Origin of the sequence: Nocardia sp. CA-119907 (genome assembly GCF_050955995.1) — a bacterium.
Classification (GTDB): Bacteria; Actinomycetota; Actinomycetes; order Mycobacteriales; family Mycobacteriaceae; genus Nocardia.
On record NZ_CP192091.1, the window covers coordinates 9,182,841 to 9,198,625 of the forward strand.

Annotated in this window: 16 protein-coding genes; 3 read left to right on the top strand and 13 right to left on the bottom strand. The window is 64.9% G+C overall.

Annotated features, from left to right (window positions below):
• Window positions 1–27 precede the first annotated feature (27 nt).
• The 5 genes from ACQP2D_RS41215 to ACQP2D_RS41235 all read right to left on the bottom strand — a co-directional run bounded on the left by ACQP2D_RS41215 (window position 28) and on the right by ACQP2D_RS41235 (window position 4,940).
• Window positions 28–1,173, bottom strand: coding sequence for an RDD family protein (locus tag ACQP2D_RS41215; protein ID WP_433681291.1), 1,146 nt, complete (start codon window positions 1,171–1,173; stop codon window positions 28–30).
• A 9-nt stretch (window positions 1,174–1,182) separates the two neighbouring features.
• A complete protein-coding gene (locus ACQP2D_RS41220; RefSeq protein ID WP_433681292.1) occupies window positions 1,183–1,839 on the bottom strand; it encodes a hypothetical protein in 657 nt (218 codons plus the stop codon).
• A gap of 1 nt (window position 1,840) precedes the next feature.
• Window positions 1,841–3,118, bottom strand: coding sequence for a hypothetical protein (locus ACQP2D_RS41225; RefSeq protein WP_433681293.1), 1,278 nt, complete (start codon window positions 3,116–3,118; stop codon window positions 1,841–1,843).
• A complete protein-coding gene (locus tag ACQP2D_RS41230) occupies window positions 3,115–3,417 on the bottom strand; it encodes a hypothetical protein (protein WP_433681294.1) in 303 nt (100 codons plus the stop codon). The genes ACQP2D_RS41225 and ACQP2D_RS41230 overlap by 4 nt, the downstream gene beginning before the upstream one ends.
• 341 nt (window positions 3,418–3,758) lie before the next feature.
• A complete protein-coding gene (locus tag ACQP2D_RS41235; protein ID WP_433681295.1) occupies window positions 3,759–4,940 on the bottom strand; it encodes an FAD-dependent monooxygenase in 1,182 nt (393 codons plus the stop codon).
• 100 nt (window positions 4,941–5,040) lie between these two features.
• Here ACQP2D_RS41235 and ACQP2D_RS41240 point away from each other — a divergent pair, with 100 nt between their 5' ends.
• On the top strand, window positions 5,041–5,625 hold the full coding sequence (locus ACQP2D_RS41240; RefSeq protein ID WP_433681296.1) for a TetR/AcrR family transcriptional regulator: 585 nt from the start codon (window positions 5,041–5,043) through the stop codon (window positions 5,623–5,625).
• On the opposite strand, the gene ACQP2D_RS41245 is transcribed toward ACQP2D_RS41240, so the two are convergent.
• From ACQP2D_RS41245 to ACQP2D_RS41270, 6 genes are all read right to left on the bottom strand, one after another.
• Window positions 5,622–6,389, bottom strand: a complete 768-nt coding sequence (locus ACQP2D_RS41245; RefSeq protein ID WP_433681297.1) for an SDR family NAD(P)-dependent oxidoreductase — start codon at window positions 6,387–6,389, stop codon at window positions 5,622–5,624. The two genes, ACQP2D_RS41240 and ACQP2D_RS41245, sit on opposite strands and share 4 nt — an antisense overlap.
• Window positions 6,386–7,360, bottom strand: coding sequence for a hypothetical protein (locus ACQP2D_RS41250; RefSeq protein ID WP_433681298.1), 975 nt, complete (start codon window positions 7,358–7,360; stop codon window positions 6,386–6,388). Before ACQP2D_RS41250 ends, ACQP2D_RS41245 begins: the two co-directional genes overlap by 4 nt.
• Before the next feature lie 191 nt (window positions 7,361–7,551).
• The gene (locus ACQP2D_RS41255; protein ID WP_433681299.1) at window positions 7,552–8,343 is read right to left on the bottom strand and encodes an alpha/beta fold hydrolase; all 792 of its coding nucleotides are present in this window, start codon (window positions 8,341–8,343) and stop codon (window positions 7,552–7,554) included.
• 70 nt (window positions 8,344–8,413) lie between these two features.
• Window positions 8,414–9,547 carry a cytochrome P450 gene (locus tag ACQP2D_RS41260; RefSeq protein WP_433681300.1) on the bottom strand — a complete coding sequence of 378 codons (1,134 nt, stop codon included), beginning with the start codon at window positions 9,545–9,547 and terminating at the stop codon, window positions 8,414–8,416.
• 46 nt (window positions 9,548–9,593) lie between these two features.
• Complete coding sequence (locus tag ACQP2D_RS41265; RefSeq protein WP_433681301.1) at window positions 9,594–10,421, bottom strand: SMP-30/gluconolactonase/LRE family protein; 828 nt, start codon at window positions 10,419–10,421, stop codon at window positions 9,594–9,596.
• Window positions 10,422–10,486: 65 nt separating this feature from the next.
• Entirely contained in the window at window positions 10,487–11,632 is a 1,146-nt protein-coding gene (locus ACQP2D_RS41270; RefSeq protein WP_433681302.1) for a cytochrome P450, read from the bottom strand.
• A gap of 89 nt (window positions 11,633–11,721) precedes the next feature.
• Here ACQP2D_RS41270 and ACQP2D_RS41275 point away from each other — a divergent pair, with 89 nt between their 5' ends.
• Window positions 11,722–12,312, top strand: a complete 591-nt coding sequence (locus tag ACQP2D_RS41275) for a TetR/AcrR family transcriptional regulator (RefSeq protein WP_433681303.1) — start codon at window positions 11,722–11,724, stop codon at window positions 12,310–12,312.
• 6 nt (window positions 12,313–12,318) lie between these two features.
• Window positions 12,319–13,071 carry a helix-turn-helix domain-containing protein gene (locus tag ACQP2D_RS41280; RefSeq protein ID WP_433681304.1) on the top strand — a complete coding sequence of 251 codons (753 nt, stop codon included), beginning with the start codon at window positions 12,319–12,321 and terminating at the stop codon, window positions 13,069–13,071.
• A 29-nt stretch (window positions 13,072–13,100) separates the two neighbouring features.
• On the opposite strand, the gene ACQP2D_RS41285 is transcribed toward ACQP2D_RS41280, so the two are convergent.
• Both ACQP2D_RS41285 and ACQP2D_RS41290 read right to left on the bottom strand, forming a co-directional pair.
• A complete protein-coding gene (locus ACQP2D_RS41285; protein ID WP_433685922.1) occupies window positions 13,101–13,922 on the bottom strand; it encodes an acyl-CoA thioesterase domain-containing protein in 822 nt (273 codons plus the stop codon).
• Window positions 13,923–14,070: 148 nt separating this feature from the next.
• Entirely contained in the window at window positions 14,071–15,720 is a 1,650-nt protein-coding gene (locus tag ACQP2D_RS41290) for an acyl-CoA synthetase (RefSeq protein ID WP_433681305.1), read from the bottom strand.
• Window positions 15,721–15,785 lie beyond the last annotated feature (65 nt).

A 15,785-nucleotide genomic window follows, 5' to 3' on the forward strand; every position in this document is an offset into this window, starting at 1 on the left:
CTCCCTCTGAGCAACGTCGCCCTAAATTCATTGGATTGCCCTGTCCCGCTGTAGATCTCGTCGTCGTACAGCTGGCAGAAAGTAGTCTTCGATGCTGTCCGGCCCCGGTCCATCGATCGGAATTGCCACTACGAGATACACATTGACCAACCACACGGCCAGCAATCTTCCGAACGAAGGGTACGTGCCGTCGCCGGGGCGAATGATGACCAATCCGAACAACGCCTTGCCCACCGTCGTATGGAAGACCGCTTGCACTAAGACTCGGTCGACCGCAGAGGTCAACAGCCAACACCCGAGCGCGATGACCGGGCTCACGCCGAGATGCTTCCAATCGAACCGTGTGGCGGCCTCGAACGAGAACTCGGGGCTGAGAGCGATTGCCGCGCCGAGCCCGATGCCGAGGTGTAGGACCCAGTCGAAGGCGAATGCCGAGACCCGCCGGACCATACGGGGTGACGGATACCTGCTGTCCCCCTTGGCACCATGCCGGGCCGGGGTTGCGCCCGGCTCTCCAACGGGCTTCATCATCAACTGACCGCTTTCTCGCGCCAGTTCATACTTCGGAACACCTGTCATCGGTACACCCATTCCGATGTCGCCTTTCGGTTCTTCCGTCCGAAAAGTCCACCGCGGTGGCGGTTGGAGTTTGGAAACATATGCGTATCGGAGGTCGCTGCCACCAGGTCGGGAAATTACGCCATACTTCGCCGGGTCTCCGGCAAACCAAATCTCTGATGTGTTGCGATCTACGAGCTTTCCGATATCTTTGGACCATGTGCTCAAAATCAGACCGGAAACCACGTGACCGTTCCGGTCGAGCAGTTCCACCCATTCGTAGCGTCCGGTAGCGATATAGTTTATTCGCCAGACAATCCAGGGGTACCGTCTGATCGCTCGGCGTCTTCTCCGATTGATCCAGATCAAGACGCCGCCCACGATGAGGCCGACAGTCATGCCGCCAGCGGCCAGATTCCTGACGAAATCGACAAGCCTGGATAGAGTCGCCGACTCGATACGGTCTCCAACGTCGATCAGTACCACAGTCAACGGCAGGCACACCAAGCCGATCAGCATCAACGACCAACGGCCGACCGCTCCCCTCCGTGCCGCCGCCTTGGTTTCAGGGCAGGATATTGCCGGAGGTACCCCGGGAGCTTTGTTGTGGGACATGACCACGCCTCATAGATCCAGCGAGAACATCGCAGACTGTAACGGGGTTATCGTGAATTCTATCGATGCAGCCATCGCCGCAATCGGCAGCAGGTATTCGTCTCCGTGCTCTACGAATGGCGTCGACAATTCGATGACAGCGATCGCGGATCCGTCCGGCGACGAAACGACCGCCTCGATTTGATAGACGGACTGCTCGAGCTCGGACGCGTCGTACCCGGGCAGGTCGGGGGTCGGCACAGACCTCACCCTGTCGAGGAACAGCACCGATCGCCCCGAGATCTCCAAGAATTCTGCGTTTTTGTATTTCTCACCAGCGTCGAGACGCCCGGTAAGTACATCTCCCAGCGTCAACCGCGGATTTCTTCGCTCGCCATACTCGCTTACCGTGATGGTCAACGTCGACGAGATCTGCTGACCATCCGCCGACATATGTCTCCCGAGGCCGCAGTAGACGGTGTTGAGCTGCGCCAGTCGGGTAAGCAGGACCCGCAATGCCTGGAGGACCGCTGGTGCAGCTGAACTCACTGCACCGGGTCCGAGTGACGCGAACAACGATTCCGCTTGTGCGATCGAATCATCAATTGTTTCGAGTGGCAGGTCGACATATCCCTGCGGCACGTCGACCGCGATGGAGATATTCGCGGTTGTGGCGGTAATCGACATCTCAGTCTTGGCCTCCGGTCAGCGGGTTGATCATCGCCTTCACGGCTTTACCCGATCGGGCGAACACATCTACTGCCTCGACTGCCGAGACGGACGCGTGCGGCCCGGCGGCTCCGGTCAATTGCAGTACCTTGGTCGCCGGGCCATCGAGCTTCAACGCCTCAGCGACTTTCGCGCCGCCGAGTGCGGAAACGATCTTGGACGATAGCAGCGGTTCGTGCGTCACGGCGTTCAGTGCCGCAGTGCCGAATCGTTCAGCTGTGCCAACTGTCTGTGCGGCACGTGCCCCGACCGCAACAGCCTCACCACCCCTGATGAGATTCAATCCGACCTTGGCCGCAGAAATACCAGCGCCGCCGACAGGGGCAATTCCCAACGAGTCCAGGCCAACCGTCTTCCACGCGCTGAGTTCGCCGTTCGCGAGGCCTCGTCGTATTTCTGGATCGGACAAATCAAGTCCGATGAGACCAACCGTCGCGGCTGCCGCGACCGCAAAACCTATCGCATCGATCGGCGGGGGTGTGCACACGGCGATAACACTGCCGACCGCAGCGACGATCGACAGCGCTTGATGAATCCCCGCACGGTGCTCATCGATCCATTCGCCCAGGCTCTTGACAGCGTCGGTGATCCGATCCCAGATGCTCTTGTCGGGCGGACTGGGAGCGAAATCCTTTGCGGCGGCATCCAATTCACTGGCGATTCGACGGGCGAGGGTGTCGTGAGCGGTTTCGAGCTCGCGTGCGCGTTTGATGATCGCATCGATCTTCGCTTGCCGATCATCAACGGATGCGCTGGCGGAATTCACCTGGGCGACCGCCGCGTTGAGGCGGGTCTGTGCTGCCTGCAGGCTTTCCGCGTCCGAGAAACGCTGGTTCGCCAGTAACAGATCTGGATTGGAATTGGCCTGGTTCAAAGTCGCGACAGCCTGTGTGTGCTGTCCCTTGGCTTCCGCCGCCTCGGTCTCCAGTCCCCTGGCGGTCTCTTGGAAGCCGACGAGGTTCGTGTGCCACTCCTGGATCAGCGCGACCGCTTTTTCGAGCGAGCTCTGCGCATAGCCGAGATCCTGCGCCAGCGTGGCGTCGAAGCTCGCGCGGAATGCATTGCCAGCATCGCCTTTCCACACATCGTCGTTGCTGTTGCGCAAACGGCTCAACAGCTGATTGGTCTCTTTGACCGCCTCGTACGATGTGCTGATCTGCTCTTGCAGACCGGTCACGTCGCTGACCGCGCCGGGAACCGGGTTGAAGCCCAGGTTGGGATAGGGGTTCTCGGTCACGCCTTCTCCTCGGCGTCAACGCCGGCTTCGGCCTCTTCGAGCGCCTTCGTGAAGGCGAGGTCCGTCGCCTGATAGGCCGCGAGGCACTGCGAGACCCCCTCCGCGGTCACCTCGGCCGACTCACCGATGCGCTCGATGCCGTACTTCCATCGGGTTTGAAAACTGTCGGCGGCGTCGTTGAGTTCCTTGGTACCGATATCTTTGTGGCTGTCTTTGGACATCGCCGTCATCGCCTCGTTCAGCACCTGTTCGGCGCTGTTCAGTGCCTGGACAGCCTTGGTCAGCACCTCGATGTCCACGGTTAGAACACTGGCCATGCCCACGCTCCTTCATACCGATATGGCTCGGCCCGGTCCCGGGGACGGGACCGCTGGAAGACCACTCGCCTCAGTAGTTGGACGCGACTGCGCGAAGATCGGTTCCATTGAGGACGTGAACACCCCCGGCACCTACGGCGAATCAGTTCAGTAGTTCGTTCCGCCGAGATCGTGGGCCACCGTATCAAGGCTCGGATTCGAGAGTCGTTGAAACCCCTCGAGCCACCGGTGTGCCTCCTATCGCGTGGAAGTCCACCTACCGGGGCTGGGACTCTCCGGAATGACGAACGCCTCCGCTGGCGGGCAGAGGCGTTCGGTGTCGGTCAGCGGTTGGCGAGTTCGGCCAGTTGGTAGGCGAGTTTGGTGCGGATGGTGGGGATGCTGGTCAGGATCGATATCGCGGTGTTGCGGGCCAGGCGGGCCGGCAGGGGACGCAGGGTGGCCATCTTGGTCATGCGGTCGGTGAAGGCGACGACGCCGAGAGCTACTGGGCGGCGGGTGGTTTCGTAGGTGTCCAGCACAGTGTCGGGCTCGCCGTTGATGACTCGGGCGAGCAAGGGACCGAGGAAGGCTGCGTCCTGGATGCCGGTGTTCATGCCCTGCCCGCCCGCCGGGCTGTGCACGTGGGCGGCGTCGCCTGCGAGCAGCACCCGGCCCGCGCGGTAGTGGTCGGCCACCCGGTGGTGCACCCGGAAGCGCGAGCTCCACTGCACCTCGCGGACCTTTACGGTGCCGCCGGGGCCGCGAGTGTCCAGGATGGTTTGGATGTCCTCGACGGTCGGGTGTTCGGGGGCCTCGGCGACGGTGGCGACGACACGGTAGCGGTTGGGCTCGGTGTCATCGGGCAGTGGCGCCACCACCGTCACGCCCTCGGGTGAAAGGTGCAGCGCCACTTCGTTGCGCGCGATCGGCCAGTCCATCCGGACATCGGCGAGTACGAAGGATTCCGGGTAGGTCGCGCCGGTGAAGCCGATGCCCGCCTGCTCCCGGACGACGCTGTGCATACCGTCCGCACCGACCACATAGTCCGCGCGAATGCGGCCGCTCGCGCCGGAGGCATCGGTGTATTCGACTGTGACGCCGCCATTTTCGTCGGCGACCCGAGTGATCTCGTAGGGCCGCTGTACTTCGCCGCCCGCCTTGCGCAGCCGCTCGAGCAAGACCGCCTCGGTGGTGTCCTGCGGAGCCATCAGCGTGTACGGATACTCGGTGGGCAGTCCGTCGAACTGCACGGTGGCCAGGGTGCGGCCGTGATCGCGCACCGTGAAGGTCGGCACCACGATGCCGCGGGAGACGAGTTCATCGGCGATGCCGAGTTCCTGGAGCACCTCCAGCGTCCTGGCGTGCACGACGGCGGCGCGGGAGGTATTGGCGCCCTCGGCGAGCCGGTCCAGCAGGACGAAGTCGATTCCGGCGTCGGCGAGGGTGATCGCGGTGGTCAATCCGGCCGGACCGGCCCCGACGATGACGACTGAAGTGGTCTCCGGCAGCGGGGTGGTGTTCATCGGAACTCCTAAGTCAACATCTGTAGGCCAACGCTTGTTGGCATAACCGTAGCCCCGTTCGGCTAGGAAAGTCAACAGTTGTTGGCCTACACTTGTTGGCATGAGTATCGACGCTGATCAACCGCCTGCGCGCCGCTCGGACGCGACCCGTGCGACCATCCTGGAAGCCGCCCGCGCCCGCTTCGCCGCGGAGGGGTTCCGCAAGGCGACCATCCGCGCCATCGCCGCCGACGCCGCCATCGATCCGTCGATGGTGATGCGCTACTTCGGCAGCAAGGACGGACTGTTCGCCGCGGCCGTCGATGTGCGCCTCGATCTGCCGGATCTGGCATCGGCCGAGCCGAGCGGCCTCGGCGAGTTGCTGGTTCGCCGATTCCTGGCGATCTGGGAGGACCAGCCCGATAACAAGGTGCTGGTGATTCTGCTGCGCTCATCGATCACCGATGAGACCGTGAGCGAACGCTTTCGGCAGATCTTCACCGAACAGGTGCTCCCCGCGGTACTGCGCTTCGGCGATCCGGCCGACGCGCAGCGCCGCGGGGGATTGATCGTCACCCAGATGCTCGGGCTCGCACTGTGCCGCTACGTGCTCGAGCTGCCGCCAGTGGTCGGCCTGACCCACGAGCAGATCATCGCCGACATCGCACCGACCCTCCAGCGTTATCTGACTTCCTCGCCCATTTAGATGTGCGCGCCGCCATCGACGTGAATTGTGGTGCCCGTGATGAATTCGCCGTCATCGGAGGCGACCATGGCGACCACGCCCGCGACCATCTCCGGTGCACCGAGCAGCGGGCCGATGGCCGGAGCCATCTTGCTCAGCAGGCCCGGGTCGATATCCGGCGGCACATCCAACAGGCTGTAGGTCATGGCCGTCTCGATACCGCCGGGCGAGACGCAGACCGCACGCAGATTCCGCTTGCTGTACTCCAATGCCAGCACCCGCGTGAAGGCCTCCAGCCCGCCCTTACTCGCCGCATATGCCGCCCGATACGGCGCCGCATAGGATGCGGCATTCGAGCTGATATTGACCACCACGCCGCGCCCGGAATCGAGCAGTGCGGGCAAGGCGGTCCTGGTGACCAGGAACGATCCGGTCAGATTGGTGCCGAGGACGGTATTCCACAGCTCGGTGCCGGTCTCATGGGTATGCGACATCCGCACGATCCCGGCGGCATTCACCAGAACGTCCAGACCGCCGGTCCCGGCGATCGCGGCGGGCACGGTATGCGCGACGGCCGCCTCATCCGAAATATCCAGCACCGCAACGGTGAGCCGGTCGCCATCGCCCTGATCGAGCGCGAGCTGTTCGGTCTTGGTGAGGCCATCGCCGGTCCGGCTCATACCGACCACTGTCGCGCCCTCCGCGAGCAGCCGCAATACGATCGCCCGGCCGATTCCGGAACCCGCTCCCGTCACCAGCACCCGGCGCTGTTCGAAACGCTTCATACGCTCTGCACATCCCGCTCGCCGAGCAGCACCGCCAATTCCGGCAGCCGGTCGAGATCGGTCGGCTCGGCTACCAATTCCACCGGGAAGGGACGAACCGCGGGTTGCGGCAGACCCGGCCCGATGATCAGGCCGCCGCGCACGCCGATGCGATCCATCTCCTGGATCAACGGCTCATACCTGGCCGACAGTAAGTTGTTGTGCAGCACGAAATCTCGGACATCGTCGGCGGTAGTCAGGCTGCGCTGGCGCACCGGCGAGCAGACCGGGAATTTCGGATCGAGGAAGGTCATGCCGTCGACGAAACCGCGCATGAAGTCCGCGGCATGCTGCTGCAGCGGCGAATGGAACGCACCCTTGTACGCATCGAGGACGAACATCTGCCGGGTATCGGATGACGCCTCGATCTCGGCCAGTATCTCCTGCAGCGAGCTGAGATAGCCCGACAGCACGAACGACCGGTGCACCGCATCGATCGGACCGGTATCCACCGCGAGGTGCACACCGGGCCGTCGCTCACCGTAGTAGTTCGCCGGATCGTCCTCGATCGGTACGTACATCAGTCCCATCCCGTGCGCGGCAACGCCTTCCGGCGACTCCGGTACCAGCCGACGGTGGTGCAGCATGCCGAACAGTTCATATCGCGACACGGCTCCGGCCACACAGGTGCTGATCAGCGCGCCGAGGCTCAGACCACCGGCCGCCTCCGGCTCGAAACCGCGTGCGGACAGCTCCTCGGCCAGCCCGAGCGCGAATGCCGCCTGACGCAGTGCGCCGAGGCTGTGCCGATCCTCCGGTGCGCTCGCCAGCTCTTCGGCCATCTCCCTGGCACGCAGGCGATCCACCGATAATCCGGTCGCCGCGGCGGCCTCGTCATAGGCGAGCACGATGGCCGGACACCGCGCGCAGAACTCATCGATGACCTCCGCCGTCAGGCTGACCTGGCCACCGAACAGAAAAGAAACCCTCATTGCATTTCCTACCCACGCCGGGGCCGCACGACGGCGACACCCCCAGTGCGTTTATGTGAATCACGTTCGACCGGAACGGAATTGGCGGCGTCGCCATATCGAATACAACAAGTGCGCCGCGCTCTGGGCAAGAGTTTCGCCGGACCAGGCGTTGGTCACCCCATGGCCAGTGGTACCACCGGCCAGTAGTACTACCGGCCGAGTCGAGCGAGGAATTCCAGCATCAGCCGGTCGATTTCGCGTGCGTGGGTCAGATTCGGCGTGTGCGCCGCACCCTCGACGGTATGGAATTCCACCCGGCCACCGAGTCCCTGTGCCAATGCGTCCATGGTGTCGTGATCGAAGGCGGGGTCGGCGGCACCGCGTGCCAATAATGCCGGGCAGGCTATATCGCCGAGCAGGTCGGTGATGTCATCCACATTGACCAGGCAGTCGGCCGCCGCGGCGACGCGTTCCCGATCACCGCTCAGCCATTTCGCCAGCCACGGTTGATGATCGGCCCGGTCGCCGCCGATGACCAGGCCCGCGACCATCTTCGCGATCGCCGCCAACGGCGCGGTCCCGGTCCAGGCATCGGTGACCTGCCGGTAGCCGATGCGCTGCACCTCGCTGTACGCCCGCGCCGAGCAGCCGAGCAGGATCAAGCCGTCCACCCGCGGCGGGCACAGCAATGCCATGCGCAGCGCGGTGTATCCACCCTGTCCGGCGCCGCCGACGACCACCCGGTCGATGCCGAGCCGGTCGAGCACCGCCCAGGCGTCGCGGGCCAGATCCCAGAAACTGAAGGCGCTGTCATCGTGCTCGGTCAGCCCGTGCCCGCGCGCATCGATCGAGATGACACGGTATTTCGGTGCCAGTGCGGCAACCTGCTTCGCGAACATCTCGTGATCCATGAGAAAGGCGTGCCCCAGCACCACCGCTGGCCCCGTCCCTTCGCTGTCGAAGAAGTGGACTTTCGCGCCAGCGGAGGTTACGAAGGGCATAACCGTACTCCTGTCAGCCTGCATCCCCCAAAGGGTGCAGCCTAACAAGATCCGGTTACGCCAACGGTTTTCACCACTTCACGGGCAACTCCTCGACACCGCCGGTGAAGGTGTTGGTACGCATCGGCACCGCGGCCGGATCGACGGCCAGCCGCATGGTCGGGAAGCGGGTCACCAACTGGGTGAATACGGTTTGCAGTTCGATCCGGGCCAGCGGTGCGCCGATGCAGTGGCGCGCGCCGTATCCAAAGGTCACATGGGAGCCGTCCTTGCGGGTCACATCGACGCGGTGGGGATCGGCGAAGACCGTCGGATCATGGTTGGCCGCGGTCAGGTCCAGCAGAACGAGATCACCCGCGTGCACCGCATTGCCGTCGATCTCCATATCGGTGCGCGCATAGCGGGGCATCTGGGTGGCGTCGGCCACCCGCAGCAACTCCTCGATCGCGGTCGGCACCAAGGCGGGATCGTCGACCAGCGCCTGCCATTGCGTCAGATTCTCCAGCAGCCGTTTGGCGCCGACCCCGATCTGCACCACTGTGGTCTCGTGGCCGCCGAACAATAGTCCGAGGCCGAGGGTTGCGATGCCCTGATCGGACAGGTCGTCCCTGGCGCACAGATGCGACAGCACATCATCGGCGGGATCGCTGCGTTTGCGCTGCACCAACATCATGAAGTACTCGAACAGCCCGGCGACCCCCTGCTGCACCTTCGCACCGTCCTGCTGGTCGCCGAGCGCTTCGGTCCAGGCGCGGAACTGATCGCGGTCCGCGTAGGGCACACCCAGCAGCTCACAGATGACCAGCAGCGGCAACGGCAGTGCCACCGCGGTATGCAGATCCGCGGGTGCGCCCTTGGCGGCCATCTCGTCGAACAACCGGGTGGTCAGCTCCTGCACCCGCGGCCCGAGATCGCGCATCCGCCGCGGCGAGAAGAACGGCACCACCAACTCGCGCAGCCGCGCCTGATCGGCGGGCTCGGTCTCGAAATTGCCGAGCGGACCGCCGAAGAACACCGAATCCGATACCCGCGCCGCGGTTTCCGGCGTCGGATGGGCGCGGCCCAGCCGTGGATCGGCGAATAGCGTCCGGACCTGCGCGTAACTGGTGGCCAGCCAGCCTTCGTCGCCCAGTGCGGTCCGCGTCCGGCGGATGGTGTCGACCGAACCGGTCACCGGACAGCCATGCGTCGATTCCACGGTCATGGCGCACTCCTTACTATGTCTGAGTTCTCGGGCAGGACAGTCGATTTCAGTCGGTCGGACGCACCCGCAGCAGATTTCCGCTCGCGGTGCCGACCAGGAAGTCGCGCTCGGGCGTTACGACGATCGAGGTCATCGGTTCGCCGGTCAGGATGGTGCAGGTCGAGTGGTCTGCCGGGTTGATGCGCACCAGTCGCCCGGAGGTGGTGGCGTCGTAGAGCAGGCCGTCCGGGCCGATGGCCAGATCGTCGGGCAGCGGTGGTGCGCCGGGTCCGGCGGCCAGATCCGCGACGACGGTGGCGTGCGCCGGGTCGTCGAGCGGGATGCGCAGGATGCGGCCGTTCGGGCTGAGATACAGCGTGACGTAGAGGGCATTGCCGTCGATCAGAATGCCATCGGCGCCGAAATGCTTTGCCCGGCTCGACCATTCGGTATCGATACGGCCGTCGGGCCGGATCCGGACGACGCCGGTCGAGGTGTCGGCGACGAAGAGGTTGCCCGCCGCATCGAAGGCCGCGCCATTGGCCATCCCGAGTCCGGAGACGAAGGTCTCGGCCTCCGGTATCGCGGCTTCGGGGTCGATGCGGACGACGCCACCGCCGGTCGCACCCGGCACCAGATTGGTGAGGAAGTTGCCGTACGTCACGTAGATCCGTTGGTCCGGACCGAGTTTCACCGCGCCGGGATACGGGACGGCCACGGTGGCGCTCACCCGACCCGACGGGTCGTAGCGCACCACCTCATTGCGCCGCACCCGCGAGACCCAGAGGTCGCCGTGCGCGTCATAGGCCAAGCCCTCGGCCCAGTCCTCATCCCGCACGACCGCGGCCGCGGCAATGGTCGCGGCGGCCGGTGCGCACGAAACGGGCTCGGCCATAGCGGAAGTCGGAGCCGCCACACCGACCAGGAGAGAGGCGAGCGCGGTGCAGATCCGGACCGCGGTCACCATGCGACGGGCAATGCGGTCAGGCCCTTGGTGACCACGTTCTCCCGCACCGGCAGGGTGTCGGGATCGACGGTCAGATGCAGGGTCGGGAAGCGGGATATGAGCTGACCGAAGGCGACCTGCAGTTCGATGCGGGCCAGCGGCGCACCGGTGCAGTAGTGCAGGCCGTAGCCGAATGCCAGATGCTGGCCCTCCGCGCGGGTGACGTCGAGCTGGCGTGCGTTGGTGAAGATCTCCGGATCGTGGTTGGCCGAATCGACATCCAACAGCACCAGATCGCCGGTCCGGACGGTGACGCCGTCGATCTCCATATCGGTGCGCGCATAGCGGGCGAAGGCGGTGGAGTCGTGTACCCGCAGCAGTTCCTCGATCGCGCCCGGTATCAGTTCCGGCCGCTGGACCAGCTTCTGCCACTGCGTCGGATTACGCAGCAATTGCACGGTGCACAGGCCGATTTCGACGACCGTGGTCTCGTGCCCGGCCAAGAGCAACCCCATCGACAGGGTCGCGATGGCATCGTCGGGCAGGTCCGGCACCTCACACAGCTTCGCGATCACGCCCTCGCCCGGCTCGCGGCGGCGCCGTTCGACCAGCGACTTGCAATAGAGGAACCACTCGGCCCCGGCCTGTCCCGATTTCGCGCCGTCGCTGGTGTCGAACAGCGCCTCGCTCCAGGCGCGGAACTGTGCGCGATCCTCGTAGGGCACGCCGAGCAGTTCGCTGATGACCAGCAGGGGCAGCGGTTCGGCGAAGGCCTTGTGCAGGTCGGCGGGCGAGCCCTGTTCGGCCATGTCGTCGAGCAGTTGGGTGGTGAACGCGGCGACCCGCGGGGTCAGTTCGCGCATCCGCTTGGCCGAGAACATCGGATTCAGCAGTCCGCGCATGCGGGCGTTATCGGCGGGCTCGGTCTCGAAGTTGCCGAACGGCCGACCGAAGAACACCGATTCCGATGACCGCGCCGCGGTTTCCGGCGTCGGATGGGAGCGTCCGAGCCGTACGTCGGTGAACAACTCCTTGACCTTGCGATAGCCGGTGACCTTCCAGGCTTCGTCGCCGGTGGCGGTGCGGACCCGGCTGATCGAGGTGGGCGTGGCATCGCCGCCGGTGAAGGGGCAGACGAGTTCCGGCGAATCGGCGGTCATGGCTCACTCCTCGAGCTACACGCTAGCTTGTACAAGTCAACTTAAACATAATCACTTGTATCATTCCACTTGAACAAGGAGGTGATGTCTTGCCGAAGAACCCGACGCCCGCGCGACGCATGCCGCGCGCCGAGCGACGCGAACAGATCCTGGCCGCCGCCACCCGCGCCGTGGCCCGAAACGGCTTCAGCGCAACGGGTCTCGATGACATCGCCGCCGAAGCCGGCATCACGCATGTGATCCTGTACCGGCACTTCGCCTCGAAGGCCGATCTGTACGGAGCCGTACTCGAACGCGCCTACACCCGACTCGGCGATGCGGTCGGCACCGAAAATATCGACGGCACCAGCATTTCCGCCTTGCTGGCCGCGGCCGCCGCGGATCCGGAGGCCTTTCGCCTGCTGTTCCGCCACGCCGTTCGCGAGCCCGAATTCCGTGAGGTCACCGATCTGGTCCGCAGCTATTCGACGCTGTTGGCCCAGCGGTATCTCACCACCGCGATCGCGGACGGACCGTGGCAGGACTGGGCGGCGCAGGTCATCCCCGCCTTCATCCTGGACGCGGTGATCGCCTGGCTCGATGTCGGTCAACCGGATCTCGACGATGCCGCCGCGCGGATCAGTCGTGCGGCGCTGGCGCTGATCGAGGTTGCGCAAAGCGGTGCGACGCAAAAAGATTGAGGTCCTATGGATGAGCTACGGGTGCCGACGCTTGCCGAATTCGTGCGTGCGCGGCGGCTGCGACCGACCGCGGCGAATCCGGGCGGCCTGAGTCGACAGCAACTGGCCGAGGCGATCCATTCCAGCGTCGGCTACCTCGCCAAGATCGAACAGGGTGGGGCGTTCAATCCGAGTCCGTCCGTACTCGACGCCCTGGCCCAGGTTTTCGGCCTGGATCCGGATGAGCGCGTACATCTGTATCACCTTGCACAGCAACGGTTCACCGACGCCGGACCGCCGCAGCCCGGCCCGGCGGTCCGCAGGACACTCGATGCCCTGACACCGCATCTGGCCGCCGCGCTCGATGACGGCTGGCACGTCATCGACTGCAATGCGGCCTTCGACGCGGCATTTCCCGGCCTGCAGCCGAATGGCAACGTGCTGCGCTGGATGTTCACCGATCCGCGGGCACGGCTGGTGATCGAGGAATGGGAACGCGAGGCCGATCTGATGGTCGGGCGTTTCCGCGGTTACGCGGGCCGCGCCGGTGAACGAGCCGATGTCCAACTGCTACTGCGCGAGCTGGGCACACAGCCCGACTTCCACCGCCTATGGAACACCGGCCGGGTGTACATCGGCCGCCGTGACCCCACCATCCGACTCCGAAATCGCAAGACCGGCAAGCCGTTCGAGATCCACGTCCAACGATTCCGCACCACCGTCCCCGAGCCGATCCGGCAATTGTTCGTCGGGTTGATCGAGGATCATACGGCCGCGTAGCGGCATCGCGAGTCGTCCCGGATCGGCAGTCAGATCCCGACTCTCGCGCGGAGCACCGAATCATCGGAGAAGTCCACCTGGCGCTCGGCATTCGACAGCGCGGTCACCACACAGGTGCCGAAGGATCCGGATCGATCGAATAATGTCGCGCTGCCGACGGCGATTCCGTCCGCGCTGATGTGATTGTCGGCCTCCACGCCGATCTCCAGTCCGACGGGTGTGCGCGCCAGAGCCAGCGTCATATCGGTATTGATGAAGCCGATCCCGGCACTGCCCCAGTTCGTCATCAGGCTGGTCGACTCACCGATCACCACGGCTCCGACGAATCCGGACGGGGGCTCCCCCTCCACCACCGGCATCGGTACCTGCCACATGCGCTTTCGGCTGTCGTTCTGATGCTCGCCCATGCTGGACGACCAGCCGTCGGCGTGTGCGTCGCTGCCCCACAGCGGTACGGTCGGGCCCGTCGCGACCGGCACCGAGGGCGGCTCCGGATCGCGGGCACGGGTCCACAGGCTGCCCGGCGGCTGCTGGGATCGCTTCAGGAATATCGCAGTCGCCCTGGCCATATCCTCGCCGTCCTGCATCAGCGCGGCATCGGCGACCAGGATTCGCCGCCCCTCCCGGACCAGTTCGGTCACCACGGTCACCGGCTTGTTGAGCGTCGGGCGGAACAGGTCGACGGTCAGCCGCGCCGGTGTGAACCCTTCCGAACAGTGCTGTCGCTCCAGCGCTCTGGCCATGAGACCGCAGATGGCGGGGCCGTTGAGCATCTTCGGCGACCAGGCGCTGGCCGCGAACGGCAACGGCGCGAAGCCATTCGCGGTGGCCTCGAAAAATCCATAGCGCATTGCCAATGCGATCTCCTATCCCAATGCCAGCCACGAACGGCTGCGTCACGAACGATGCCGCCGTGTCCCGCCCCGAACGACCGCGAACGGCACAGGGCCGCCGCGTATTTCGCGGCAGCCCTGCCGGTCTCGGGCCGTACCTGCCGTTTTACTTGCCGCTCGCCTCGGCGTGCTCGTCGGCCGGGCGCTCCTCGGTCTGCGCCTTGGCCCAGCGGTAATCCGGCTTGCCCGCCGGATTGCGCCTGATCTGGTCCACGAACCACAGGCTGCGCGGCAGCTTGTAGGGCGCGATCTCCTGGGTGAGCACCGGGCGCAGTTCCTCGAGCGTCGGCCGCTTATCGCCGCGGCACTGCACGACCGCGACCACCCGCTGTCCCCACCGCTCGTCGGGAACCCCGACAACCAGCGCGTCGAAGACCTCGGGATGGATCTTGAGCGCGCCCTCGACCTCCTCCGGGTAGATCTTCTCGCCACCGCTGTTGATGCTCACCGAACCGCGGCCGAGCATGGTGACGGTGCCGTCCTCCTCGACCCGGGCGTAGTCACCCGGAATCGAGTAGCGGATTCCGTTGAACTCCTTGAACGTTGCCTTGGTCTTGGCCTCGTCCTTGTAGTAGCCGGCCGGAATGTGGCCGCTGCGCGCGAGGAAGCCGACCTGCCCGGAGCCCGGCACCACCGGATTGCCGTCATCGTCGAGCACCTGGGTGGCGGCGTCGATCTTCACCCGGGGACCACCGGTGTGGTTGGCGCCCTTGGCGACAACGGAAAGACCGCCGAAACCGGTTTCGGAGGAGCCGATGGAATCGGTGATCATCCGGTTGGGCAGCAGTTCCAGGAACTTGTCCTTGAGCGTCGGCGAGAACAGCGCGGCACTGCTCGCGATCAGGTACAGGCTCGAAAGGTCGTACGGTGCGCCGGTTTCCGGATTGCCCTCGAGCAGGGCGTCGACCATCGGCCGGGCCATGGCGTCGCCGGTGATGAAGATGAGGTTGATCTTGTGCCGGTCGATGTGCTGCCACACTCCGTGCCCGGTGAACTCCGGGATCATCACGGCCTTGCCGCCGTCGAAGAGGCTGTGGAAGGTCGCCGTCTGTGAGCCGCCGTGGATCATCGGCGGAATCGGGAAGCGGACCATCTGCGGATTGCCCGCGCCGGTCTTGGCCTGATGCCATTCGTCCTCGACGTATTCGCCGGTCAGGAAGTTGATGCCGCCGCCGAGTACGCGCCACCAATCCTCGTGCCGCCACATCACCCCCTTGGGCAGGCCGGTGGTACCGCCGGTGTAGAGCATGAAGATATCGTCGGCGGACCGCTCGCCGAAGTTCCGCTCACCCGAGGACTGCTCGAGCACCGCCTCGTATTCCACCGAATCCGCTGCGGTGGGAATGGCGCCGGTCGTATCGTCGTCCACGACGATGACCGTTTTCAACAGGGGCGTCCTGGGGCGAACTCCGGTCACCCGGTCGCTGTAGCGACGTTCGTGGATCAGCGCGACCATATCCGAATTGTCGAAAATATACTGCAACTCGTTCTCGACATATCGGAAGTTCACGTTGATCATCACGGCGCGGGCCTTGAAGACCGCGACCATGGCCTCGACGGCCTCGATCGTATTCCGCGAATAGATGCCCACCTTGTCGCCCGGTTGGACACCCTGTTGCAGCAGGTAGTTGGCGAGTTTATTGGCACGCTCCTCCAGCTGCGCGTAAGTCACCTCGCGGCCGTCGTCGGCCAGCGCTACGCGGTCGGGCATCAGATCGATGGCGTGTTCGACTAGGTCCGCTATGTTGTAGCTCACAGAGCTAAAAATAGAACGTGTTACTGTTTCTGACAAGGCTGAATTTGCCCGCCCCGGCCGGCTCC